This window comes from Heyndrickxia sp. MSNUG, assembly GCF_049532715.1.
Classification (GTDB): Bacteria; Bacillota; Bacilli; order Bacillales; family Cytobacillaceae; genus Mesobacillus.
In genome coordinates this window covers 2,552,475-2,574,528 of sequence record NZ_CP150978.1, presented here as the reverse complement: position 1 = coordinate 2,574,528, position 22,054 = coordinate 2,552,475, and the positions used below count along the sequence as shown (strand labels likewise).

The 22,054-nt window shown below is 38.7% G+C and carries 25 protein-coding genes; 5 read left to right on the top strand and 20 right to left on the bottom strand.

Annotated elements, in window-relative coordinates; translation table 11 throughout:
- Positions 1-73: 73 nt before the first annotated feature.
- The 5 genes from AABM38_RS12865 to AABM38_RS12845 form a co-directional block, all read right to left on the bottom strand.
- Entirely contained in the window at positions 74-595 is a 522-nt protein-coding gene (locus AABM38_RS12865; RefSeq protein WP_423406792.1) for an RNA polymerase sigma factor, read from the bottom strand.
- A gap of 19 nt (positions 596-614) precedes the next feature.
- The gene (locus tag AABM38_RS12860; RefSeq protein ID WP_423406791.1) at positions 615-2,570 is read right to left on the bottom strand and encodes a DUF6449 domain-containing protein; all 1,956 of its coding nucleotides are present in this window, start codon (positions 2,568-2,570) and stop codon (positions 615-617) included.
- Positions 2,545-3,444 (bottom strand): ABC transporter ATP-binding protein, encoded by a 900-nt coding sequence (locus AABM38_RS12855; RefSeq protein ID WP_423406790.1) that lies wholly within the window; start codon positions 3,442-3,444, stop codon positions 2,545-2,547. The genes AABM38_RS12860 and AABM38_RS12855 overlap by 26 nt, the downstream gene beginning before the upstream one ends.
- Positions 3,445-3,825 carry a GntR family transcriptional regulator gene (locus tag AABM38_RS12850; protein ID WP_423406789.1) on the bottom strand — a complete coding sequence of 127 codons (381 nt, stop codon included), beginning with the start codon at positions 3,823-3,825 and terminating at the stop codon, positions 3,445-3,447.
- Positions 3,826-4,410: 585 nt separating this feature from the next.
- Positions 4,411-4,911, bottom strand: a complete 501-nt coding sequence (locus AABM38_RS12845; RefSeq protein ID WP_423406788.1) for a GNAT family N-acetyltransferase — start codon at positions 4,909-4,911, stop codon at positions 4,411-4,413.
- Between the two features lie 167 nt (positions 4,912-5,078).
- Here AABM38_RS12845 and AABM38_RS12840 point away from each other — a divergent pair, with 167 nt between their 5' ends.
- Both AABM38_RS12840 and AABM38_RS12835 read left to right on the top strand, forming a co-directional pair.
- Positions 5,079-5,987 (top strand): VanW family protein, encoded by a 909-nt coding sequence (locus AABM38_RS12840; RefSeq protein ID WP_423406787.1) that lies wholly within the window; start codon positions 5,079-5,081, stop codon positions 5,985-5,987.
- Positions 5,988-6,102: 115 nt separating this feature from the next.
- A complete protein-coding gene (locus tag AABM38_RS12835; RefSeq protein ID WP_423406786.1) occupies positions 6,103-8,199 on the top strand; it encodes a peptidoglycan D,D-transpeptidase FtsI family protein in 2,097 nt (698 codons plus the stop codon).
- A gap of 44 nt (positions 8,200-8,243) precedes the next feature.
- Here the strand turns inward: AABM38_RS12835 and AABM38_RS12830 are convergent, their stop codons facing one another.
- Both AABM38_RS12830 and AABM38_RS12825 read right to left on the bottom strand, forming a co-directional pair.
- Positions 8,244-8,756, bottom strand: coding sequence for a hypothetical protein (locus AABM38_RS12830; protein ID WP_423406785.1), 513 nt, complete (start codon positions 8,754-8,756; stop codon positions 8,244-8,246).
- Positions 8,757-8,916: 160 nt separating this feature from the next.
- Positions 8,917-9,390 carry a GNAT family N-acetyltransferase gene (locus tag AABM38_RS12825; protein WP_423406784.1) on the bottom strand — a complete coding sequence of 158 codons (474 nt, stop codon included), beginning with the start codon at positions 9,388-9,390 and terminating at the stop codon, positions 8,917-8,919.
- A 499-nt stretch (positions 9,391-9,889) separates the two neighbouring features.
- On the opposite strand from AABM38_RS12825, the gene AABM38_RS12820 reads away from it, so the two are divergent.
- Entirely contained in the window at positions 9,890-10,450 is a 561-nt protein-coding gene (locus AABM38_RS12820; RefSeq protein WP_423406783.1) for a GNAT family N-acetyltransferase, read from the top strand.
- Positions 10,451-10,917: 467 nt separating this feature from the next.
- Here the strand turns inward: AABM38_RS12820 and AABM38_RS12815 are convergent, their stop codons facing one another.
- The 6 genes from AABM38_RS12815 to AABM38_RS12790 form a co-directional block, all read right to left on the bottom strand.
- Positions 10,918-11,415: a GNAT family N-acetyltransferase gene (locus AABM38_RS12815; protein ID WP_423406782.1), complete on the bottom strand. Its 498-nt coding sequence runs from the start codon at positions 11,413-11,415 to the stop codon at positions 10,918-10,920.
- Positions 11,416-11,576: 161 nt separating this feature from the next.
- Entirely contained in the window at positions 11,577-12,494 is a 918-nt protein-coding gene (locus AABM38_RS12810) for a DUF1002 domain-containing protein (RefSeq protein WP_423406781.1), read from the bottom strand.
- Between the two features lie 70 nt (positions 12,495-12,564).
- On the bottom strand, positions 12,565-12,915 hold the full coding sequence (locus AABM38_RS12805) for a VOC family protein (RefSeq protein ID WP_423406780.1): 351 nt from the start codon (positions 12,913-12,915) through the stop codon (positions 12,565-12,567).
- A 379-nt stretch (positions 12,916-13,294) separates the two neighbouring features.
- On the bottom strand, positions 13,295-14,038 hold the full coding sequence (locus tag AABM38_RS12800) for a hypothetical protein (protein ID WP_423406779.1): 744 nt from the start codon (positions 14,036-14,038) through the stop codon (positions 13,295-13,297).
- Position 14,039: 1 nt separating this feature from the next.
- Positions 14,040-14,744, bottom strand: a complete 705-nt coding sequence (locus AABM38_RS12795; RefSeq protein ID WP_423406778.1) for a hypothetical protein — start codon at positions 14,742-14,744, stop codon at positions 14,040-14,042.
- 63 nt (positions 14,745-14,807) lie between these two features.
- Positions 14,808-15,377 (bottom strand): YdcF family protein, encoded by a 570-nt coding sequence (locus AABM38_RS12790; protein WP_423410729.1) that lies wholly within the window; start codon positions 15,375-15,377, stop codon positions 14,808-14,810.
- Positions 15,378-15,702: 325 nt separating this feature from the next.
- On the opposite strand from AABM38_RS12790, the gene AABM38_RS12785 reads away from it, so the two are divergent.
- Positions 15,703-16,224 carry a MerR family transcriptional regulator gene (locus AABM38_RS12785; protein WP_423406777.1) on the top strand — a complete coding sequence of 174 codons (522 nt, stop codon included), beginning with the start codon at positions 15,703-15,705 and terminating at the stop codon, positions 16,222-16,224.
- Between the two features lie 368 nt (positions 16,225-16,592).
- On the opposite strand, the gene AABM38_RS12780 is transcribed toward AABM38_RS12785, so the two are convergent.
- The 7 genes from AABM38_RS12780 to AABM38_RS12750 all read right to left on the bottom strand — a co-directional run bounded on the left by AABM38_RS12780 (position 16,593) and on the right by AABM38_RS12750 (position 20,952).
- Complete coding sequence (locus tag AABM38_RS12780; RefSeq protein WP_023614065.1) at positions 16,593-16,793, bottom strand: cold-shock protein; 201 nt, start codon at positions 16,791-16,793, stop codon at positions 16,593-16,595.
- A gap of 127 nt (positions 16,794-16,920) precedes the next feature.
- Positions 16,921-17,949, bottom strand: a complete 1,029-nt coding sequence (locus AABM38_RS12775; RefSeq protein ID WP_423406776.1) for an ion channel — start codon at positions 17,947-17,949, stop codon at positions 16,921-16,923.
- A 12-nt stretch (positions 17,950-17,961) separates the two neighbouring features.
- Positions 17,962-19,197, bottom strand: coding sequence for a glutathionylspermidine synthase family protein (locus AABM38_RS12770; RefSeq protein ID WP_423406775.1), 1,236 nt, complete (start codon positions 19,195-19,197; stop codon positions 17,962-17,964).
- An 11-nt stretch (positions 19,198-19,208) separates the two neighbouring features.
- A complete protein-coding gene (locus tag AABM38_RS12765; RefSeq protein WP_423406774.1) occupies positions 19,209-19,673 on the bottom strand; it encodes an RNA helicase in 465 nt (154 codons plus the stop codon).
- Positions 19,674-19,691: 18 nt separating this feature from the next.
- Positions 19,692-20,090 carry a DUF350 domain-containing protein gene (locus tag AABM38_RS12760; protein ID WP_423406773.1) on the bottom strand — a complete coding sequence of 133 codons (399 nt, stop codon included), beginning with the start codon at positions 20,088-20,090 and terminating at the stop codon, positions 19,692-19,694.
- Between the two features lie 15 nt (positions 20,091-20,105).
- Entirely contained in the window at positions 20,106-20,549 is a 444-nt protein-coding gene (locus AABM38_RS12755; protein ID WP_423406772.1) for an aminotransferase yhxA, read from the bottom strand.
- A gap of 265 nt (positions 20,550-20,814) precedes the next feature.
- Positions 20,815-20,952, bottom strand: a complete 138-nt coding sequence (locus tag AABM38_RS12750) for a hypothetical protein (RefSeq protein WP_423406771.1) — start codon at positions 20,950-20,952, stop codon at positions 20,815-20,817.
- 96 nt (positions 20,953-21,048) lie between these two features.
- Between AABM38_RS12750 and AABM38_RS12745 the strand changes: the two genes are divergently transcribed.
- Positions 21,049-22,023 (top strand): LacI family DNA-binding transcriptional regulator, encoded by a 975-nt coding sequence (locus tag AABM38_RS12745; RefSeq protein WP_423406770.1) that lies wholly within the window; start codon positions 21,049-21,051, stop codon positions 22,021-22,023.
- The last annotated feature ends 31 nt before the right edge of the window (positions 22,024-22,054 follow it).

Genomic DNA, 22,054 nt, shown 5'->3' with positions numbered 1-22,054 from the left:
GAATATTTATAAAAAATTCCCAGTTAATATCCGAAAAAAAATAGGCGATCTCTTTAGAAATCGCCTAAAGATGTTAGGCAGGATATTTTTCTGTCATGACTTTTCTCAGCTGTTTTCTGGCACGATGAAGCCTAGTCTTTACTGTCCCGGATTTTAAGTTCAATTGGGAAGCGATCTCTTCCTCTTTTAAGCCATATTGAACTCTCAGGACAAGTACTTCTTGATATTCATTCGTTAACTTGTAGAGCAAATGCTGAATATCCTCTTTGAAAAGGATGATTTCAACTTCTTTTTCGATGGATGGGTTGATATCCTGGTCGCTAAAAATTTGCTCCATTAATGATTGGTCAGAAGGCAGCCATTTTCTTCTCTTTTCAGCCCGCAAAAAATCAATGGCTGTACGACCGGCAATTGCAGCAAGCCAGGCGCTAATTTTATCTGTTTCAACAATCGTTTCCATTTTTTTAAAAGCTTTTATAAAGGTCTCCTGCACCACGTCCTCAGCCAGGTGACTGTCTTTTGTTATGCTGAAAGCGATATGACGCAGCTTTTTCTCATGTTTTCTATACAGCTCGTCAAAGTCAATGTAAGCCATTTTTATCCCCCTTACCGTGCTACTTAAAGTGCTCCCTTATAAAGTCAGGAACATATTTTTTACTAAAACTGCGAATTTCTTTATAATTCCCGTTCTTGTATACAAAGACTGCAGTATATGGTTCTTCATTGAACCATCCGTAGCCCGCATTCTCAATAGCAGACTGAAGCTGATTGTGTTCAGTTATTTTAAATGAATGATTATTGGATATGATTTTTTCTAAAATTTCCGGCTCTGGGTATTCCTTGAGCTCCTCTTGCTGGATGACCTCATTGGTGACAACGATATATTCAAGATCATCTGCAGTGACCAAAGCCTGGTCAAGCATGTCTTTTTTCTTAAGCCAGTCAATAAAACTAGAATAGGATTGTTTTAAATCTGTGTGAATATAATCATTGAAGCCAATTTTTATTTCTATAGATGATCGATTCCCGCGCGTGTAATAATCAGGTTCATAAGGATCGTTTTCGACTTCCTTTTTCAGGATTTCAAGAGCTTCTGTCAAATCATTTGGATCTGTTATATTTAAACTGTTATCTTGACTGTTTTCTATGATTCTGATTGATTTGACTTCATTACTATGCACCTTGAAAATTGGGTCTGTTGCGTGTTTATATTCAAGGGATTCATTGATTTTCCTTAGCTCGGCTTCGTAATCCAGCCTGTCGATGCTGTATTGACGTAAAACCCTGCTTCCATTTTTCAGTTTATACTTAAACAGAACAACCTCGCTTGATTTCATATCAGCTTCGTTAACCTTTTCATTTTTTACAATTTCAGCATGAAGATCCCTGACGGCCTGTATGTTTAATTTCTGATGTAAGGGTTTAGGGACAAATTCCTCGTCTGAGTAGTAATAAACAGCGTTAGAAAGTGTAACATTTTGAATTTCATTTAAGGCTGGAATGCGTTTCTCATATGGTGCAAGAGATTGGATGACCAGGACGAAAGCCACCATGACAGCTGCGAAAATGGCAAGACCGCGAATGCTCCCAAAAACCCTCCACGATTTCTGCAGGACCATTTCAGCAGCGAAGTATCCAATCGTGCCGCCTAAAGCATATCCGAACAACATCCAGCTCAATTGATTTTGCATCGCTTCGAAATACATTCCGCCAAGGAGCATAGAACAAAACGCAACTCCATATTTAAAGATTACCTTTAAACTTTTAAAGGAGATTGCTTCAGAAGCGGATTCAATTTTCCTTTTTTTATAGATGAATAAGGATAGTATATATAAAACTATTAAAATGACCGTATAAAGCAATATTGCTTTTACAGAAAGGTTATGTGATTCCATCCTTACCAGATGTGTGATGGGTGTGAAGTTTTCGATATTTCTCGTCTGGATGTAATCACTTGGAAAGCCGTAAAGCATCATTCCCAGGTTATAGACTACTAAGAGTGAAAATCCTGCAGGGAAAAGAAGCAAAATATAACTTAAGACACCTTGGACTGCAGAAATTCCTGTTACCATCGCTACGAAAACGCCAGCCATATAGAAAATGCTATTAAAGAGAATGACAGTTCCCGCCCATGCGAATATATCTGAAAGCTGGAAATAAATATTCAGATCATACAGACTGTGTACAATTAACGTCAAAAATGCAATCAGTAAAACGGGAGCGATTAAAAAGGCAAATCCCATCAATGTATAGAAGTGATAAATTTTCTCTCGTTTTATTGGCAGGCTGTGCATTAAATCAGCTGCTTGCTTAACATGTAAAAACCTGTAAAGAAATACGGCAAGGATCACTGGAACTGATAGAAACATAATTAATTGAATGCCGAATTCAAAATTGAACAAGCTTCTTACCGGAGATAAATATCGTTGATGATCACCGGTGTATTCCATCATGATTTTGAGGGGTAAGGCAAAAAACAGGCCGAGAAAATAGATTACGGATATCCAGCCTACACTTCTGCTTACTTGAAGATTCATCTCTTTATTAAACAACGATGTTCTTGATGGCATAACCAATGTCCCCCATTTCATATATGAATATTTCCTCTAATGTCAATGGGAGCATATCGAAGATGACTGGCTGTGTTTTACGGATGACTGTTTCAATGTCTTTTTCCTGCCCTCTTATGATGCATAGAGTAACGCTCCCCCTTTTATCGCAATGCAGCATCCTTAACTCTTCGAGAATCTGCACAGGAGTTTCCCCTTTATATGCTATTTGAACCTTGTGAATGTCCGATTTAAGATCATCAAGATCCTTTTCAAGCAAGAGCGTGCCGTTATGTAAAATCCCAATATGATCACAAATATCTTCAATTTCCCTCAAATTATGAGATGAGATCAGAATGGTCATTTCCCTGTCAGCTACATCCTGGATCAGCAGGTTCTTCACTTTTTTCCTTGCGACTGGATCAAGTCCATCCATAGGTTCATCCAGGATCAAAATTTCTGGCATGGTCGATAATGCAAGCCAAAATGAAGCCTGACGCTGTATCCCTTTAGAAAAAGTCTGGATTTTTTTAGTCATGCTAAACTCGAACACTTCTGCTAATTTTTGAAATCGAGTTTCATTCCAGGATGGGTAAATGCTTTTATAAAACTGTGCCATTTGTTTGACCGTATATTGCGGAAAAAAGTATGGCTGGTCGGAGATATATACTATTTTTTCCTTCAATGCTTCATTTTCATAAATTTCTTTTCCATCAAGGATTACCTCTCCGCAATCCTGTTTATAAATCCCAGCGAGCAATTTGATAATGGTCGTCTTCCCTGCCCCATTGGAACCAATCAACCCATAAATCGAACCTTTTTCAACCGTCAAATTTACATCTTTAACAGCCGTATGTTTTTCAAATGTTTTATGAACATTTATCATTTGGATCATTTACTCGCCTCCCCCTTTTGAAGCGTCTAATTCGTTAATTAAAGTATGAAGCTCATCTGCAGGGACCCCAAGGTATAGGGCTTCCAGCAACAGCTTTTCAAGTTCCAGCTTTACTTGCATAATTTTATCGGCGTCCCTTCCCAGGTCTATCGGATTCACAAAGCTCCCCTTGCCCTTTTGTGAATAAATAAACCCTTGTAGCTCCAGTTCCCTGTATGCTTTTTGTATTGTATTCGGATTAATCGTCAGCTGTTGAGCCAGCTGGCGGACGGATGGCAATTGTTCATCAGGTTTGAGCACTTCATTTATGATCAGCTCTTTCATTTTGTCAACAAGCTGCTCGTATATCGGCTTTCGGCTTCTCAGGTCAAGCTCAAACATAATGACCCCCAATCTGTACTAAGTGTACTATTATTGTTAATACAGTTTAATTATATGCCAACCTCTTCCAAAAAGAAAGAAGGTATTTTCTTAATAATTTCTTAAGAAAAATTAAGATATTTTGATTGGGATTTATATATTTAAAGCAGGGTTCATATTGGGGTGAAGCCTATAAGGATTTACGGTCAGAAATGTAAGCCATCTATATCTTTTAACTGCAAGAAAACAGCACTCCAGCAGGCTGGAGTGCTAAGTTTGTTTGTCGACAAAAGTACAGTACTTATGAGCATTCGTTGAATGATTTACCGCATGAGAAGTCATGAGCTTCTATGTAAAGACCTTCCAATGAGATATTGTCCCACTTTATGGTCATGAGAGACTTTACAAAGATCATTCAACGAGATATTATCCCTCTGGATGGTCAAAAGAGCCCTTATAATGACCATTCAACGGAATATTGTCGCTCTACATGGTCGTGAAAGCCCTTATCAAAATACAGACTAACTTAATGTAGACACAGTGCTTTTAGAGATTATCTACAGTCTGAATACTCCGTTTTGCTGGAGTGCAGAAAAGAGATCTTTCTTAAATGGAACTTTTCTTAGAAAAGTTCTCTTTTAAATTAAGTTTATAATGAATAAATTTATTCGCATCAACAAAAAGCTTGTGAAAATGGCATTTCTCCAATACTCTCTGAGAGGCAATATTATTAAGTGTTGTCCTTGCTTTGATTTCCTTTATTCCTAATAATTTTGCTTCTTCCACCATCAAGTTTAGGGCCTTGCAGGCTGCCCCCTTTCCTGCGGAGTGTTCCCCGATACGATATCCAGCCTCCCCACTTTTTAAATGCCAGTCAATATCGACTAAATTCATTCTGCCGACAATGTTGCCAGCTTCATTTTTTATTAAATAAAACAGTGATTTATTTTCAGCCTGTTCCTTCAATAAACCTTCAAGAATGGTATTAAAGCTTTCAAATTCAAAGTAAGAATCTGGTCTTGGAGGTACCATTTTTTCAAAGTAATCCTTATTTTTCTTTTCGAATTCAAATAGGTTCCTTGAATCTTCATTTGAAAGTAAAGACAATGTGATCCTCATCGTTAATTATCCATTCATTGTTCTTTCAAAATAAACTTTAATTTTACTTTCGCCAAACCATTTTTATCTCCTTCCCCCTTTCCATAAAAACCCACAAGAATTTAAACACATTAAAAACAATCAGCTAATGCATAATAAATTGGGAGGTGAAAAAGTTGAAATTTTTACTGATATTTGGCTTGTTGTTTAGCACTAGTAACATTGAAAATGATGATAAAATCTCTATTTACTGGGACGGGGAACCTGTAGCTGAAGTTCACCGTTCTGATTTCTCCATACCTTGGTTTGGATATCCTATATTAAATGACACAATGCTTGAAACATTAAATAATCAGCTTGCCAGACAAGTCACGAAGCAGCCCGTAAATGCTGGTTTGGACGATTACGGAAGAATCATTCCTGAAGAGGTCGGATATATGCTAAATCAAAGAAAGTTTAAAGAACAATTCACTTACAGTTTTTTCGATACCCACTCATCAAAGATTCTTGTCCCGACACTACCGGTTCATCCGAAAGTTGACAGTGAAATAATCGCGAATATCCGTACTAGACTTATTGGGCATTACATAACTTACTTTAATAGCGGAAATATCGAGCGGTCTCATAATATTGCTTTAGCTTCTGAAGCAATAAACAACCATGTTGTCTTTCCAGGAGAAACATTTTCTTTTAATAAAGTGGTAGGCAAAAGGACAGCATCAAGGGGGTATCAGCCTGCACCCATCATCGTCAGGGGAGAACTTTCTGAAGGAATCGGCGGAGGCATTTGTCAAGTTTCTTCAACCCTGTATAATGCAGCTGATCGATCTGGCATGAAAATTCTTGAGCGCTATTCGCATTCTAAACAAGTACCATATGTCCCGCCAGGACGTGATGCAACCGTTAGCTGGTATGGTCCCGACTTCACTTTTAAAAACAGATACAATCAGCCTATTTTGATACGAGCAAAGTCCTACCGCGGAAAAATGGTAGTAATGATTTATTCATCCGAAGAAATTAATATTGAAAAACGAAAAATACCTAGTATAAGCAGTCTAATACCAATCCCTGAAGAAGCATATTAGAAATACCGGAATCCTTCTGGAATAGGATTCCTTTTTCTTTACATCTTATGGAAATTTTATGTAGACTATTGGTAATGGATGGTAACGAAATATATTTTCATAGGATGTGAGATGCTTGCCTAAAAAGAAAAATCAAACCCCACTCCGGGTGAATATCCTTTTCTTTTCTGTATTTTTCCTTTTTTCACTGCTGATTCTTAGGCTGGGTATTGTTCAAATAGTCCATGGAGAGGATTTTAAGCGAGAAATCGAACGAAAAGAAGATGTAACGGTCAATAATCCCGTTCCACGCGGCAAAATGTTTGATCGAAATCTCAAAGTGATCGTCGACAACAAGCCCATTAATGCGATTACTTATACGAATGAAGGCGCCTCGCAAACAGATATGCTAATGGTGGCAGAAAACCTCGCAAAACTCATCCACCAGAAAACGGATAAAATTCAAGAACGTGATAAAAAGGACTTCTGGATGATTAGAAATCCTGAAGCAGCAAAGAAACTGATTACAAAGAAAGAAATGGAATTATTCAAAGATAAAAAACTTAAAGACAAAGATCTATATAAAATACAGCTTGATAGAATTACAGATAAACATCTAGCTGATCTAACGGAAGAGGATCTTGAGGTATTAGCTATTTTCAGGATCATGAATAGTGGATATAAATTCACACCCCAGGTTATCAAGAATGAGGATGTAACCCGTAAGGAATTTGCAGCAGTAAATGAAAACCTTGATATGCTTCCAGGAGTGAACGCTACGACAGATTGGGACAGGAAGTATTTATATAATGATACATTTAAACCAGTCCTTGGCAGAGTTACGACAACGATTGAGGGACTTCCAGCTGACAGAATCGACTATTACATGTCAAGGGGCTATACTCGCAATGACCGAGTTGGAAAAAGCTATTTAGAACTCGAATATGAAGATGTGCTTCAGGGGAAAAAAGAAAAAGTGATCAACGTGACTGACAAGGCAGGCGAATTGTTGGAAAAGGAGCTTGTCTCTGGAGGACAAAGGGGCAAGGATTTAATATTGAGTCTGGATATCGACCTGCAGATTGCTGTAGAGAAAGTGATCGAGAAGGAATTATGGGCGGCAAAAAGTTCACCTGGTACCAGTTTATTAGATAGGGCTTATGTTGTATTAATGGATCCGCACACTGGAGAAATTTTGACGATGGCGGGTAAAAAAATCGTTAAAGATCAGGAAACCGGAGAAAATTACCTTGAAGATGATGCCTTAGGTAATATATTAAACACTTTCAACGTTGGTTCGGTTGTTAAAGGAGCTACTGTATTGACCGGTTACAAAGCCGGAGCAATCAATTCAACGACAAGTTTTGATGATGGGGCTCTTGAAATTGCAGGTACACCAATTAAGAAATCTTATAATTATTTAGGTGTACTGAATGACATTGATGCGCTGAAAAAGTCCTCGAACGTATATATGTTCCACACAGCCATCAGAATCGGCAAAGGAGTATACCAATATAAAAAACCTCTAAATCTAGAGCCCGAAGTTTGGGATACAATCCGTAACTCTTTCGCTTCATTTGGGCTTGGAATCCGTACAGGAATAGACCTGCCCAATGAACAGACAGGCGCAAAGGGCGTCAATTATCCTATTGGAAAAGTGCTAGATCTTGTGATTGGGCAGTATGATACGTATTCCAATATGCAGCTTGCCCAATATATTTCAACCATTGCCAACGGCGGTTTGCGGATGCAGCCAAGAATTGTGAAGGAGATTCGCGAACCAGCATCCAATAGCAGCGACCTTGGACCTGTCTTTATGGCATATCCCCCTGCAGTCCTTAATGAAGTGGGTATGGAGAAAGAATGGTTCAACCGTGTTCACACAGGATTTAAAAAAGTGATGCAGGAACCAGGTGGTACAGCATACCGATTTTTTGGTGATGCCCCCTACTCTCCTGCAGGAAAAACAGGTACAGCAGAAGCTTTTTATGACGGCCCTTTGCGCAAAAAAAATGAGCCTCTTGTCCAAACGATGAATTTAAGTCTTGTCGGCTATGCCCCTTCAACAAATCCTGAAATTGCCATGGCGGTCATGGTACCATGGGCATATCAGGGCAGTGTAGACAATCGTGCAAATTTGAAGATTGGGAGAGCGGTTATGGATACTTACTTTAATATGAAGAATACGGATTCAGCTAGTGCAACTAAAGAAAAAGAAGAACTGCCAGAATAAAAGAAGCTGTGCCAAAATGGCACAGCTTCTTTTGTAAAGTTTAATTACAGTTCTTTAGATAATACAGGCTTATTCATTCCTACGCTTTCAAATGCAGCGCCAAGTTTTTCTTCACCTTGTGCGAATGTCGCGTCAGCAGCTTCCATGTTTGGAGCATCTTTTTTCAGCTCTTCCGCTTTTGCATTATAAGATGCTGCGATATCCTTGATTGCAGCTTCAAGATCCGCTTTCTGATCCTTCAAATCTGCTGGTACTTCCAAGCCTTCAACATTTGAAGCGACTTTTGCTGCAGAAGCACTTGCTGCTGCTTTTAATTCTGCTTGAGCTTTAGGATCTTCTTCTCCTTCGTATGCACTTAGGTCAGCGTCAGCCTCATTAATTGCATTTACGACACTCATATAGAATTTATACATTGCGCTCTTAGGATTTGCAGCTGGTTTAGCAGCCTCTTCTGTTTCCTTCTTTTCAGGTTGTGCTTCCTTTTCCTTATCTGTTGAGCATGCTGTCAACCCGATTGCGAATGTGATCGCTGAAAGTAAAATCCAAAACTTTTTCATCTTTGTTCTCCCCTTCATTCTATATATATCGCTTATGAGTATCCAAATCTACTTGGAATTTCACACAGCTTTTTCATTATATAGGGAGTATTTAACATTTTCAAATAATTTGTTAAGCTTTTTTAAAAAAAGTCCCCACTTGCTATAACGCATTACTTTTTTAATTCTTTACCATAGTTATGAACGCGGTTGCACTACTTTGGAATTCTCCTTCTTTGATGAAACCTGTATTTTCGTACAATTTTATGGCTCTTTCATTAAAAACAGCTACAGTTAGCCGCATATTCTTATCAGGAAACAATTTCTGCAATTCACTCAATACAAATGAAAAAAAGAGTTTTCCATTCCCTTTTCCGGTGACCTCAGGGTTCATGCCTATACCTATATCTATGGCTGCCAGCTTGTAAACACCTGCAGGCCGCCCGGCAGGTACCTGGGAAGATTCACCGTAACAATAAAAACCTGTTAAATATTCATTTTCACCGATTACAGCAGTATAAGGATTCGCCAGCAATTCATATAATGACTCTTCATTGACTTCATTGTTATAAAGTTCATACGGTTTCTCATATTTCCAATTTAATATTTCTAATGCTAATTCCCGGTCGATTTTTTTGCTTCTTAAATGATGCATGATATACTCCTCCATTTTAAAATAACTATTTACTTAAGAAGTTATGTGTTTTTGATATGAAAACGCTCCTTTTAAAATTCTGTTTTCAGAAACTAAGTCCTTTAAATAGTCATATGGAAATTCTCCTTTATTACAAAAAGCTAGGTAATCAATTTATTTTGTCATTTTTTTGTAATAAGTGGTTTAATAGATTTCCAATCTGGGAACAATATAAATAACTAAACAAAAATATTTTTGACAGGAGCGATTACATAATGATGACTACATTTGTATTACTTGGAGGAGCTTTCGCAATCGCCGCCGGACTTAATTTTTTCGCTATTGAGGAAAAAGCATTTATAGATGACGAAGCAATGAACTAAAAGACGCTGATTAAAGCGTCTTTTTTTGTATGTTTAAGTTTACTGGTATTTTTGACTGCATGCAGGAAATAATAGAGTTAAAGAGAATTAATTATGCATAAGATTCTAGGCTCAAAACCTTTAAGGAGGTCCTGGAAATGCAAAGCCCGGACGTTTTGCCTGGTGAATTAGTTTATTTGTGCAAGCTTACTGAAGAGGATTTGGAAGACTGGTGGGGACTTATCCACAAGGATGAACATCCAGAATGGAAGAAATGGGATGCTCCATACTACCCTCTAAAAAGAATTGAACTTGATAAATTTAAAGAGCAGATGACAAATCTAATCCATCAAGGGTATGACCGAAAATATCTGATTAAAGTCGATGACGATATCATTGGCATGGTTACGTATTATTGGGAGCATGAAACCTCACAGTGGCTCGAAATCGGTATTGTCATCTATCTTCCAGAGTATTGGAATGGCGGGTATGGAACAGATGCTTTGCGTGTATGGATTGAGCACTTGTTTACCACATTCCCTATTCCGAGGATCGGTTTTACGACCTGGTCGGGAAATGCAAGAATGATCACCGTTGGGAAAAAACTTGGGATGGTAGAAGAAGCTCGTATCAGAAAATGCCGACTTTATAATGGCAAATATTATGATTCGGTTAAAATGGGACTTCTACGAGAAGAATGGGAAGCGCATCAATCTTAAGAAAAGCGCAAGCGCTTTGGTCAGCCCCGACAAGCGCTGGCCGACTAAAACGCCGCGTCCTGCGGCAACGTCGGCACTAGGACGTCCTGTCCGTCGGAGGGCCGACCGTTGAAATCGTTCTTTGACTTCATTGGGCGGACCGAAATCGAAATGTAAAGCCGACTGCCCAGAAACGCAGAAACTGGAGACTCCGACAAAGAAGCGTTTTTTGCTTCTGCCGGCGGCGGAGTTGAAGTTTCGGAGTTTCTAGGAGGCGAAACTAGACAATTCGAAAAGCGGAGGCGACTGGTTAACTCCGACAAGCGCTGGAGGGCCTGACAGTGAAGTCGTTCTTTGACTTCATTGGCAGGACCGAAGCGACTCGAGGGGCTAGGCGCTGGAGCTGGACATTTCTCGAAGTGAAATTTATACTTTCTTATCTTATAAGAAAACCAGCACGGTTCCTCATGTGCTGGTTTTCTGTGTGTCTATATAAGCTTTGACATATAATTCTCATCAAAATATTTTCCATTTACTAAAAGGGAGTGCCTCTTTGTACCTTCTACTTCGAAACCCATTTTCGTATATAATCTCTTTCCGGCTTCGTTATGGCTCATAACCGTAAGTTCCAGCCTGTGATGGTTCTGTTCTTTCGCCCAGTTAAATAGTTCTTCAAAAAGATTCGTGCCAATTCCGGTGCCTCTATGTTTTTCAAGGATCCCAATCACGAGATATGCCGTGTGCAGGTTCCGTTTTGCACTCCCTCCCTTGGCAATTAAAAAGCCCTGAAGTTCTTCATTTTTTTCTGCGACAAATATAGCAGAATTTTTCTCAGCTTGAAAAGCTGTAATCATTTTTTTCTTGCTTTCGGGATTAAAGGCTCTCTCTCCTGGTCCGTAAAGCATATATTCAGATGTATTTTCTACATCCTGAATGAGTTTAGCAAAATTCTCAGCATCCTTTTCTTCCGCTTGTCGAATATTCATTGATTTAATACTCCCTTTTTCAAATTATGTTAATGTTCTAATTATTCCATTATAAATGAATGCTGAAAATAGAAAAATAAAAAACAGAGGATGAGTCCTCTGTTTTTATTTGAGAGAAATAGGCAGTTTTTTTCATTAGCAACGAAGATTATGAAATTGGCTTAAGAAAAAATATTTTTAATGCTTTCAAATAACTCTTTAAAGAAATTAGATACGGACTGCAGGAAGCCTTTATCTCCAACTGCTTCCTCGATCCTCTTTTGAATATCGTTTGATAAATCCTCTAATTGGGACTGGACGTTATCAAAATTGATGTTCAGGTCACGCATCTTGTTGAACAGATCCACAAGCAGCTGCCTGTCTTCAGGGCTGAGCTGTATTTGCAGCGTCTTTAATTTTTCATCGATGATTTTCTCGATTTCTTCTTTGGTTGCCGGGTTTTGAGCAGCGATTTCTTTTTTGATTTCTGTCAGGAGTTCACTGACTTTATCTTGATCAAGACCTTCCTTTTTTGCCAAATCGGTTGCAAGGTTCAACTCTTCATTCGCTACCTCAGTACGATCTTTATTTAATGCTGTGCCTTCTCCTTCGTCGTATGCTTTGTAAATCCCCACTAATGCTGAATGTCCGCTAACCTTAACTGGTGAAGCTACATCCACTACTGCATCCTGGATACCCGCGGTCAATAATGCGTTCGCATACATTTCATCCGTAACTTCCGTAATATTTTCAGGTGTTACCTGGTTGATGACCAGACCTTCGCCTGTATCTTTCCTTGTGATCTTTGCAGAAGAATACATATTGGAATGTTCATCGCCTTTTATATAAGTAACAAGGTCCTTACCGGTGACAGTAATTTCTTTAACCTTTGCGGAATCTCTCACACCGAGTAATTCACGTACTTCCGCTTTTTGCTTTTCTGATAAAGCCTCACCATATACAACGATCGGAAGGCCGTATTTTTCGTTGATGCTATCATCATCATTATCACTGGAAGCAAAGGCCGGCATGGCAAATCCAAGTGCGAGTGTAAATAAGCTCACAATGGCAGTTAGTTTTATTAGTCGCTTTAATAACATTTATGAATCTCCTTTTATTGTGAAATCTAGATCTTTGCTTAATAACAAACACTTTGGTAAGGAAAAGAACTCAGCATTTGCAAACCATTATGTGGTTGCCATCAGGGTCTCTGAAATTAAACCAATGTTCATGTTCAACAGCAGTAGCCAAATCGACTTGTTTGGCACTTAAATATTCATATGCCTCCTGAATGTCAGTTGCGTTTAAATGAAATGCCGGGGTACGAAAAATAGTTTGTTCTGAATAAATCTTGCTGTCTAATACTATGCCTGTACCCTTCATTGGCAGAACATATAGATGGCCAAATAATATCTCTCCATCATTCGGAAAACCAAGTATATCACAATACCAATCTCTTGCCTTTTCAATGTCGCTGACTGGTATGAAAATGGTTCCTACTTCATTTAAGATCGGTTTCATGTTATGCCCCCCTCTTATTTTCATGTTCCGATTGATATTTTTCAAGTTTATTGACCTTATGCATTAAATTGAACTGTAGAGTAGTAATAAAACTCAGCTGGAGAAAAAGAAAAATACCGATAAGAAATACTGAGTCAATATTCAAACCTGAAAAAAGGAAACTAAGTGAATAAAATATAATGATTCCGCCTATTATGTTCGCGATTAATACAAATAGCCTATTATCCATGATGCCCCACCTTCTTTTACTTTTCAATGAATAATACGAATTTTAACGCATAAAGGTTTCAGCTAAAATAAGAAGGGCCCGAGAATGGAGCCTGTATCTGCTCGATCCTTTTAAAATGGCTGCTAAAATATTTTCTCTATCTCTTTTATTTCAATATAAATCTTCCTTATCTACATATCTCATAAATTCTATAAAGTAATCCCCCGTGCCAAACCCGTTATTATTTTGAGGATACGGCGGATAATCCTCAGAACCATTCTTTGACTTTGATCGCCACCCAAAGTTGTATTGAGGAGGCTGGAACCAGTCTGAAAAAAGTGGTTCAGTACTTTGGCTTTCCATTAGATGGCGTTCAGATATGATAAAATCTTGCCATTCCTTCGGCAGCTGAATACTTCCATATGATGGTTTATCTTCTATATTCGTTTTGAGTTTCATTTCAACTTCCGGTTGATAGTTTTGTTTTCCGTCTGAAATAGAATAACCTCTTTCTTTCATTAAGTAGAATGTCAGGCTTGTCAGATGATTGTCGGGATGGAAATTCCAAATGATATAAGTCGAGGCAGGATTCTCTGGGTCTATTGTCCAAATTCTCGGAGTAGATCCTGTATCGATACTTACAAATTTCCATTCATGCTGCTCCCATTGCCAAAAACTAGATCCATATCCTTCATGATTAGTGATAAAAGGAACATAAACATGTTTTATATCAAGGAATGTTACGTCCTGTATCTCTTTAATATCTGCTTCTGGAAAGGTATCCATCATTTCAACTATAGCCGTTTGCTTGTTTGGGAATTTTCCAGGGGGTGAGAGATAATACCAGTAACCAAAAAAGGCCGCCAAAAATACAACAACAAATGCAAGGGCAATGAGCTTGGTCTTGTGAGACATCCTACTTTGCCTCCTTTAATATTGGGGCATCAAGTTGGAAATAAAATTGTTCTTGTCCTTGGGAAATTAATATTCCTTTACCATTCTGTTCTATAAAAATAATGGAAGAGATTCCGCTTCCCTGTTTAGGTGTGACACCTGTAAGCTGATACGGGAATCGTTCGTCTATTTTGGTTTCATTCTCTGCATTTACATAGGTTTCATAATACCATTTCTCACTATAGACAGGTTTCCTGGTTGCTTCTTTTAACTGTGAAAACAGTGCTTCCTGATCAAGACTAACAATTTGGCCGGAAGGGTGTGTCTTAATGATCGATGAATCTTGTAAATCGGAAATATAGGTGGATATTTCGTCTTTCGGATAAATCCAGCCATGGATAAAAATAATCAACAAACTCATTATGAGAAAAAAGTAATTCGCAATAAATCCAATCCAGGCATATTGACGGTATCTTCTCCAGCTCATGCCCTCGTTCCTTCTTGAGTAAATCCAATATAAGATCCAGACACCAAGCGGCAGGATAGCTAATTTCACCTGCTGTTCCATAACTGGGATATTAATAGAAAAAGAGAATAAACCTACCAAAACAACAATGAGCACTTTCCATATTTTTGGTTTCATTTCCTGCTTTTTATAAATTCTCCCAATCATGATGAAAAGGGCAAGCCAAGTTAAAACATTCATGATGATGGCTATAGTATTCATCTATTCACCTCATTTAGTTGAAATCGATTCACACTTGCATAGGGCAGTATAGCGTTGTGTTTTCTATAATAAGGTCTTGAGATAATACTTTGTTAAGGCAAGGTATTCACGAATATAAGATTTTACTACTGCCTGTATTGGAGTTTTGGCAGGAAGGCCGCTTAAATCAAGACCTTCATTTGCAGCAATCATTTTAGCCCTGAAAATGTGGAAATCATTTGTCACTAACAACCCTGACTTCGCACCTTCAGGGATGAGTTTTTTTGAAAAGCCGATATTTTCGTATGTGTCGGTCGACTGGTCCTCTAATATGATTCTGGATTCATCGATACCATGAGCAACTAATTCTTTTTTTATAGCTTCAGCCTCAGAGATTTCTTCCCCACGCCCCTTGCCACCAGATGCAATGGCAATGGTGTTTTTATTCTCTTTTAAATACTCAGCGGCACTGTCAATCCTTTCCTGAAGTGCCAATGAGGGAACTGTCCCCTTCACACGGGCACCAAGCACAATAATATAATCTGCATTTTGTGGCGCCTCCATTTTTCCATGATGAATGATTTTAATATGCAAAAATCCAACATATATAAGTCCGAAAATAACTGTAATGATTACTGGCTTGCTTATTAACATCTGGAATTTCATATTTATCTCACCCTTTACCTTCTTTATAACAATATTACCATCGTTTACCAGAAAAAGTTTCGCAATTTTCATATAAAATTTTTCGATGAAATCAATATGATCGATAAACTTGCTTGCGAATGTACTGGATTCGATAAATCATCCCCTTATCGCTATTTATGATTTCATGCATTTATTTAATTTGTTTCCAGACAGCTGACGGGAAAATCCTGTTATAAATACACTTTCTTTGCCGAATAAAAACTAGTTTTGTCACCTGTACAGGATAAAAGAAATCAGCATCGAAACCTTTTAATAACAAGGAGGGATCAGGATGAATACTAGCGCAGTGGCAAAGATGCTTGGAGTTTCACCGAGTACCATTCAGCGGTGGGTAAAGCAGGCGAACCTTCAGATGGAACGGACTGAATTAGGGCATTATCAATTTTCAGAGGAAAGCATAGAGGTACTTAAGGATATTCAGGAGCAGCTGAACAATGGGGTATTGTTGCAGGATTTAAAGTTGAAAGGAAAAAAGCCGCGAAAAGCGACAGTAGCTCTACCTCAAACTGATGCAGGAGTTGAAAAGCTTTTGCAGAGGATGGATTACCTTGAAAACAAGTTAAACGGGAAAGCAGATGATGTGGTTTCCTATCAGATTCTGCAGCATAGACGGGAAATTGAAGACCTGCAGACCGAGGTTGCCAGACTTAACGAGATCATCGAGGGCATGCAGCAGGCGGCCGCACATCGTGAAGAAGCAGTCATGGAGGATAACAAGGCGTTGTTTTCTCCCGTTCCGTCTTTCAAAAAATTAAAAAAGCGGAGTTTTATTAGTTCATTTTTTGGACTATAGTTAAGAGGCTGACTCAAAAGGTCAAATAAGAGTTGATTGTAGTGGAAGGCGCGTAGACTCCTCCGAAAATGCTACCGCATTTCCATCGTGCGTGGGCAGATTCGAGGAAGCTTTTCAAAGTCCTGCGGGCGCAGCTGGTCAGATGAGACCCCGCAGGAGCGCAGCGACGAGGAGGCTCATCGCCAGCCCCGCGGAAAGCGAAGCGCCTGGAACGGAAATCAACGGACCAATTTCAGAAGCTAACCTATAAAAGGAGGGTATCCCAAAAGTTTATACCTTTTGGGACACCCTCCTTTTTTCTTTAGCTTTGATTTTTTGACATCAAAAAAACAGACTCCGCAATGTGAGTCTGTTTTAGAAATCCTTAGTTAGGCTTTCTGTACGTTTGTCGCTTGTGGGCCACGCTGACCTTGTTCAACTTCAAAAGTAACTTCTTGACCTTCATCTAAAGATTTGTAACCTTCGCCCTGGATAGCTGAGAAGTGTACGAATACATCCTCGCCGCCTTCACGCTCAATGAATCCAAAGCCTTTTTCACTGTTAAACCATTTTACCTTACCACGTTCCACAATTGTTGCCTCCTAGCCTTTTAAAAAAATTGCAATTTAACCTTGCGTGATTATTATATCCGTATGAATGTTTTTTAAACTTAAAAAGGGATGTTTTTTACATTTTCATTAAAATAAGAATAAATGCCTATATGCTAATTTTTTTATACGTCTCTTCATTACAAATAACAAACATTTTTGTCCCGTCCGGAATATGTTCATTATGCTTCCTTGCTACATCGAGAGCGTGGCCATCTGAAATGAGTGTGGCTCCTAAATCAAATAGTTCCATAGCGGCTTCCTTATACGTATTCCAATGAGGTTTTTTAACAATTTCGTATAAGTTTTCTCCCTCTGTATTGCTGAGTAATTGTTTGAAAAGCCTGCTTGATCCAGGGAAAATCGCTGCATGTGCCATTAGTTTTGAAACGGATTCATTAGATAAGATAAATTCATCAACGTTTGCATGTTCGAATAAAGCGATATGTTTTTCCTTCATAATTTCAGCAATGGTATATAAATTTTTATGATAATGCTTAGAAATATGTTCAACTCTAGAAGCAATCAATAGTGTCTTTCCATCTGCATATTCAGGCAAATCAATTCGATCGTCTGTAAAGACTGCAACGGATTTCGATTCAAGAATATTAGCCTGCATCAACACTTCTTCCTCAGCCGGGTTTCCGCTTACAAAATGGACACGATCGTGCTGAACAGGTGACTCATTGCTATGGTCAACGATTACAATATCACACTTTTTGTTAGAATTAAGTATTTCATCGACGACATTTGTCAACTTATCCCGTGAGGACCCAATGAGAATATAATGCCCATTCCCTTTATAAGCCAACTTTCCTTCCTCCTTCATTTTTTTATATAGAGTTAAGCTTTCGAAAATTTTTCCAATAATGACGCCCATTGCTCCTATGCCAATAGTATAAAGAAGCAGCATTGTAAAAATCCTGCCTACATCGCTGCTAGGTGAAAAATCCCCATAACCTACTGTGACAACGGTAGTCATTGTCCACCATAAGGCATCCATGAACCTTGGAAAGGTTTCAGGTTCTAGTGTCTTGATGATCAGACTGCTTAAAAAAATGACGATAAGTGCCATCAAGATCAGTTTCCAAAGGCTGATTTTCATTAATTTAGAAAAAAACTTTTGCAATATCCACATCTGTGCTCCCCCTTACTCTCTGGACAGCCCTGCTGGCAAATAACAGGAGAGATTATTGGTAATTTCTCCGCCGACACGAAAACCGATTGCAGATGGCTTGCCATTTATTAAGAAGCTGCCGATAAGCTTATGTCCATTTCGTTTTCCTTTTTCGCATAAATAACAGGTTTGAGGCAGTTTTACAAACCTCTGGAAAATAGATGGTACATCTGTGAAAGTCTTTTGATCTTCTTCAGTTAACAGATTGCCAGAGGGGCCGAATATTTGGACTGTATCTCCTTCCCTGCCGAAAATCGGTTTTTTAACATAAGGTACTTTTTTACCAATGAAGGGATCAGGCTCTAAGTAAGTTGGCAGAAAGTATTTCTGAATCCAGCTATGTTCTTCCTCATTGAAAAAAACATCGCTGCTTTCATGGAGTCCCCAAATTACTGCTTGGACTGCTTTGTTTTGGAGGAGAAAAGCTGACGGTGGATTGATGATTGCTAGCTTATTTTCGAGAACAAGCTGAAGCAGCCATTGGCCAATTTTATTACCTGAGCTGTCCTCATCTACAATCAAGCTTTCGATTGGGAAGGTTTGGCGATAAAGAATATTTATTTTCCTTCCATTTTCATCATATAGCCCTCTGCCAGGTACAATTCTTAACTTATGTAAAGGAATGAATTTTGCAGGAAGACTATACAGCTCCATAAGATATAATACAGTGTTTTTATCTTCTATATTTTCCTCATGTGCTGTGAAAACCACATAAGGTTCATCCTCTTTAAGCCATTTTGCTGATTCTGCGACACTTTTTCGAACAGCTTTACCTAATTGTTCGGCCATACCCTCATTGGGATCTTCTAGCTTAAACTTTTTTGCAGCAAGACCATTTACATAAAATAATTCCTTTATGAAGGTAGGAGTATCTGAATTAATTTCTATGCATTTGTATGAATCACCGTTCTTGACCAGATCGAGCCTGGCGATTACGCTTTCAAATGGAATGGTTTTAAGCCTGATGAAATCAAAGGTTTCCCTTGGAAAACCCAAATCAATAAAAGTTTGAACATCCACATTTCTTAACAGCTCTGCGGCTTTGAAATAAATCTTGCCTACCCTAAGTGTGCAAAGCCTGATCTCTCGAAGATCAGGCTCATCAATGGCTGAAATATCAAAAAGAGCATATTCTTCTCCGTATAAATCAGGCCAGAAATTATTTATTTGATTATAAAAATTGCTGCGTTCCTTTTTATAGCTCTCCATGGAATGCCCTCCTATTCCATGCTGTTATCGTCAAGGTCTTTTACATAAAGCACATATACTCCGCGATCCTCATCGATTTCTGTAGAGGTAACGGCCTTTTGGCCATAGCCAGGAACATCTGTTACATCTTTGAGGAGGTACCTGATTACGTCTAGATGTGTTTTACAAGGGACTGCCGTCAGCAGCTTGTAATTTTCACTTTCTTTAAATAGCCGGAATTCCACATGAATTCCCTGCCCGCGGTATGCTTTCTCATCTATGACAGTGTTGTTCCTCCCACGATCCTCAAGGACAAGAATGTCTTCATCCCCATCCATTTCATTGGAAATGAGCTCATACTGGCTGCCTTTTATAATAAAATAAGTGCAAAGCTGGCGGGCATACAACTCATCAATTCCAACATTCGATAGGGTATATTCATAAAATGGCTCATAATCACCTTTCCCGTTATGGATAAAATAGGTCAGCTTTTTCATAGGAATAGAACCTTCTTTCTAATATGAGAGGCTTTTTGCAACAATCCAGCCAACTGCCAATGATAATGAGAACAAGATGACACCTACTGAACGGTTATCTTCCTCAATCGCTTTTTGAAGACTGTAACGAACAGTCACTAATTCAGCAACAAAGAAGACAATGATTTGAGTGAAAATCCCAATCGAGCCCCAAATTGCCATATCCAACAGTGAAATAGAATACTCTGCTGCTGCGCCTAATACTATTGCAAGTCCTAGCATTTTCCCGCCGAGTGACAAAGCTGCAGTAACATTCCTCTGGCCGATTAACGTAAATTCCTTGATTTTTGGAGTGGCAAGGACGAACAAGCCTACACCGGCTGATAATAAAAGCAATCCTAAGCCTAAATAGGCTGCAAAATTTAAATACAGATTCATGTTAAGACTCTCCTTTTAACCGCCAGTCGTGCTTCTTGATCCGCTTCCGAATCCAGAGCTTCCCCTTGGCGAAGTGTTTTTATAATTACTGTCAAGTCTTGCGCCTTTAAAGGTGGAACTATTTTTATATTTCATGTAATCATTGCTTTTATATAGCAAGGAACGGTTTGCAAAGAACATTCCGCCAAAAAAGTAATGTCCAAAATATGGTGATCTAGAATCATCACATTCCCATACACCATCTCCTTCATCCCACTCCCAGTCAGAACAATTCGTTCCCTCTGGTACAGGCGGTATTTCCTGGCTGTCATCCGTGCTCCAATCTTGATCATCAGATGCTGATTCATCCGGATCCCATTCCCGGTCTGGGGCGACTTGCTGATTGTTGTTGCAGCCCACAAGTCCCATTATAAGTGCGGTTGCCGATATCCCAGCCATAACCTTCTTCGTTTTGCTCATTTTTTTCACCTCTTTCAATTTGACTTTAGTATTTACGGAAGCTGCAGGAAAAAGTTTCAAATAGAGTGAATTTCTTATCCTGCCCACCTACATATTATTCTGCTTCCCTTTTACTTTTCCTCTTCCCGATTTTATTTAGAGATAAAAATGCATAGAGATTATTCCATATAAATGTCAAGTTGGACTTTATAGTGACCACCTTTACTTGATGGTACCTATTTAAAAAACGCTGCCAGAAAAATAGCAGCGTTGTTCCGCCTGGTCATTATCTTTTATCTGCTGGTTGTAAATCATAAAATTCATCGAAACTAAATTTTTCATTTTTGCCATTTCCTAAGGCGATTTTTGCTAAAATAATCTCTAATAAACATAAAGCAGCAAGCATTGTTAAACCTGAAAGCATGGTGAATCACTCCTTTTCATTACTTAAGAGCAACTTTAATCTGTGGAACGCGTTTCAGGTCAAGCAATTTATATAAATTGAGTGAGGTTTTGGAAAATGGCTAATATCCGAGAAATTGCCCGACTTGCAGGAGTATCCGTTACAACGGTCTCCAGGGTGCTTAATAACCATCCGTATGTAAGTCCAACAAAGAGAGAAATTGTCTTAAAAACAATTGAGACATTGGGTTATAGCCGTAACTTGAATGCTGTACACTTATCTCAAGGAAAAACAAATATGGTTGGCATCGTGATGCCTACGATCAACCATCCTTATTTCTCAGGGCTTCTTGAAGGAATTGCCGTGGAAGCTAAGAAGCATAACGTCCAGCTGGTGCTTTTTCAAACGGATTATACACGTGATAAAGAGTTGGATGCACTAGCACAATTGCGTGGTGGACTGATTGATGGCATCATATTTTGCTCACGGGCCATTCCGTTTGATATCTTATTACAATATAAAGATAGTGGGCCAATCATTTTATGTGAAGATGCAGACCAGCAGGAATTCCCTTCCGTGTCGATCGAGCATGTAAAAGCCTTTAATCTTGGCTTGGATCATCTTATTTCAAAAGGGCATCGGAAAGTGGCCATATGTCTCGGCAGATTAGAAGGAACAAACAGTCAGAAACGAATAGCTGCATATAAACATAAACTTAAGGAATTAGGTGAGATGCTTTGCAGTGATTGGATTCTGGGTCAGTGTTTGAGTATAGAAGATGGCAATAAAGTGATTGCGAAGTATATAGAGTGGGATGAAAAACCAACTGCTTTTCTCGTTGGGAATGATCAGGTCGCTGCAGGATTAATCTCTGAAGCAAATAGGATTGGCCTGAAGGTTCCAGACGACATTGCGGTATTCAGTTTTGATAACCATCCTGTATCGGAAATCCTGAATATCACGACGATTGAAATTCCTGCTAAGCAGTTGGGTATTGCTGCTTTTAATGCATTTGTCGAAAAATCCAACCATATAGATTTCGCTGATAAAATAGTGCTTCCGTTCCATTTGATAGAACGGAAGTCAGTTTAATTTGATCTGTCTTATAAGAAAAAGAGCATCT

Coding starts and splice junctions, on each gene's coding strand:
- AABM38_RS12865 (WP_423406792.1), bottom strand. CDS start 595: ATGGCTTACATTGACTTTGACGAGCTGTATAGAAAACATGAGAAAAAG.
- AABM38_RS12860 (WP_423406791.1), bottom strand. CDS start 2,570: ATGCCATCAAGAACATCGTTGTTTAATAAAGAGATGAATCTTCAAGTA.
- AABM38_RS12855 (WP_423406790.1), bottom strand. CDS start 3,444: ATGATCCAAATGATAAATGTTCATAAAACATTTGAAAAACATACGGCT.
- AABM38_RS12850 (WP_423406789.1), bottom strand. CDS start 3,825: ATGTTTGAGCTTGACCTGAGAAGCCGAAAGCCGATATACGAGCAGCTT.
- AABM38_RS12830 (WP_423406785.1), bottom strand. CDS start 8,756: ATGAAAAAGTTTTGGATTTTACTTTCAGCGATCACATTCGCAATCGGG.
- AABM38_RS12825 (WP_423406784.1), bottom strand. CDS start 9,390: ATGCATCATTTAAGAAGCAAAAAAATCGACCGGGAATTAGCATTAGAA.
- AABM38_RS12820 (WP_423406783.1), top strand. CDS start 9,890: ATGCAAAGCCCGGACGTTTTGCCTGGTGAATTAGTTTATTTGTGCAAG.
- AABM38_RS12815 (WP_423406782.1), bottom strand. CDS start 11,415: ATGAATATTCGACAAGCGGAAGAAAAGGATGCTGAGAATTTTGCTAAA.
- AABM38_RS12810 (WP_423406781.1), bottom strand. CDS start 12,494: ATGTTATTAAAGCGACTAATAAAACTAACTGCCATTGTGAGCTTATTT.
- AABM38_RS12805 (WP_423406780.1), bottom strand. CDS start 12,915: ATGAAACCGATCTTAAATGAAGTAGGAACCATTTTCATACCAGTCAGC.
- AABM38_RS12800 (WP_423406779.1), bottom strand. CDS start 14,038: ATGTCTCACAAGACCAAGCTCATTGCCCTTGCATTTGTTGTTGTATTT.
- AABM38_RS12795 (WP_423406778.1), bottom strand. CDS start 14,744: ATGAATACTATAGCCATCATCATGAATGTTTTAACTTGGCTTGCCCTT.
- AABM38_RS12790 (WP_423410729.1), bottom strand. CDS start 15,377: ATGTTAATAAGCAAGCCAGTAATCATTACAGTTATTTTCGGACTTATA.
- AABM38_RS12785 (WP_423406777.1), top strand. CDS start 15,703: ATGAATACTAGCGCAGTGGCAAAGATGCTTGGAGTTTCACCGAGTACC.
- AABM38_RS12775 (WP_423406776.1), bottom strand. CDS start 17,949: ATGTGGATATTGCAAAAGTTTTTTTCTAAATTAATGAAAATCAGCCTT.
- AABM38_RS12770 (WP_423406775.1), bottom strand. CDS start 19,197: ATGGAGAGCTATAAAAAGGAACGCAGCAATTTTTATAATCAAATAAAT.
- AABM38_RS12765 (WP_423406774.1), bottom strand. CDS start 19,673: ATGAAAAAGCTGACCTATTTTATCCATAACGGGAAAGGTGATTATGAG.
- AABM38_RS12760 (WP_423406773.1), bottom strand. CDS start 20,090: ATGAATCTGTATTTAAATTTTGCAGCCTATTTAGGCTTAGGATTGCTT.
- AABM38_RS12755 (WP_423406772.1), bottom strand. CDS start 20,549: ATGAGCAAAACGAAGAAGGTTATGGCTGGGATATCGGCAACCGCACTT.
- AABM38_RS12750 (WP_423406771.1), bottom strand. CDS start 20,952: ATGCTTTCAGGTTTAACAATGCTTGCTGCTTTATGTTTATTAGAGATT.
- AABM38_RS12745 (WP_423406770.1), top strand. CDS start 21,049: ATGGCTAATATCCGAGAAATTGCCCGACTTGCAGGAGTATCCGTTACA.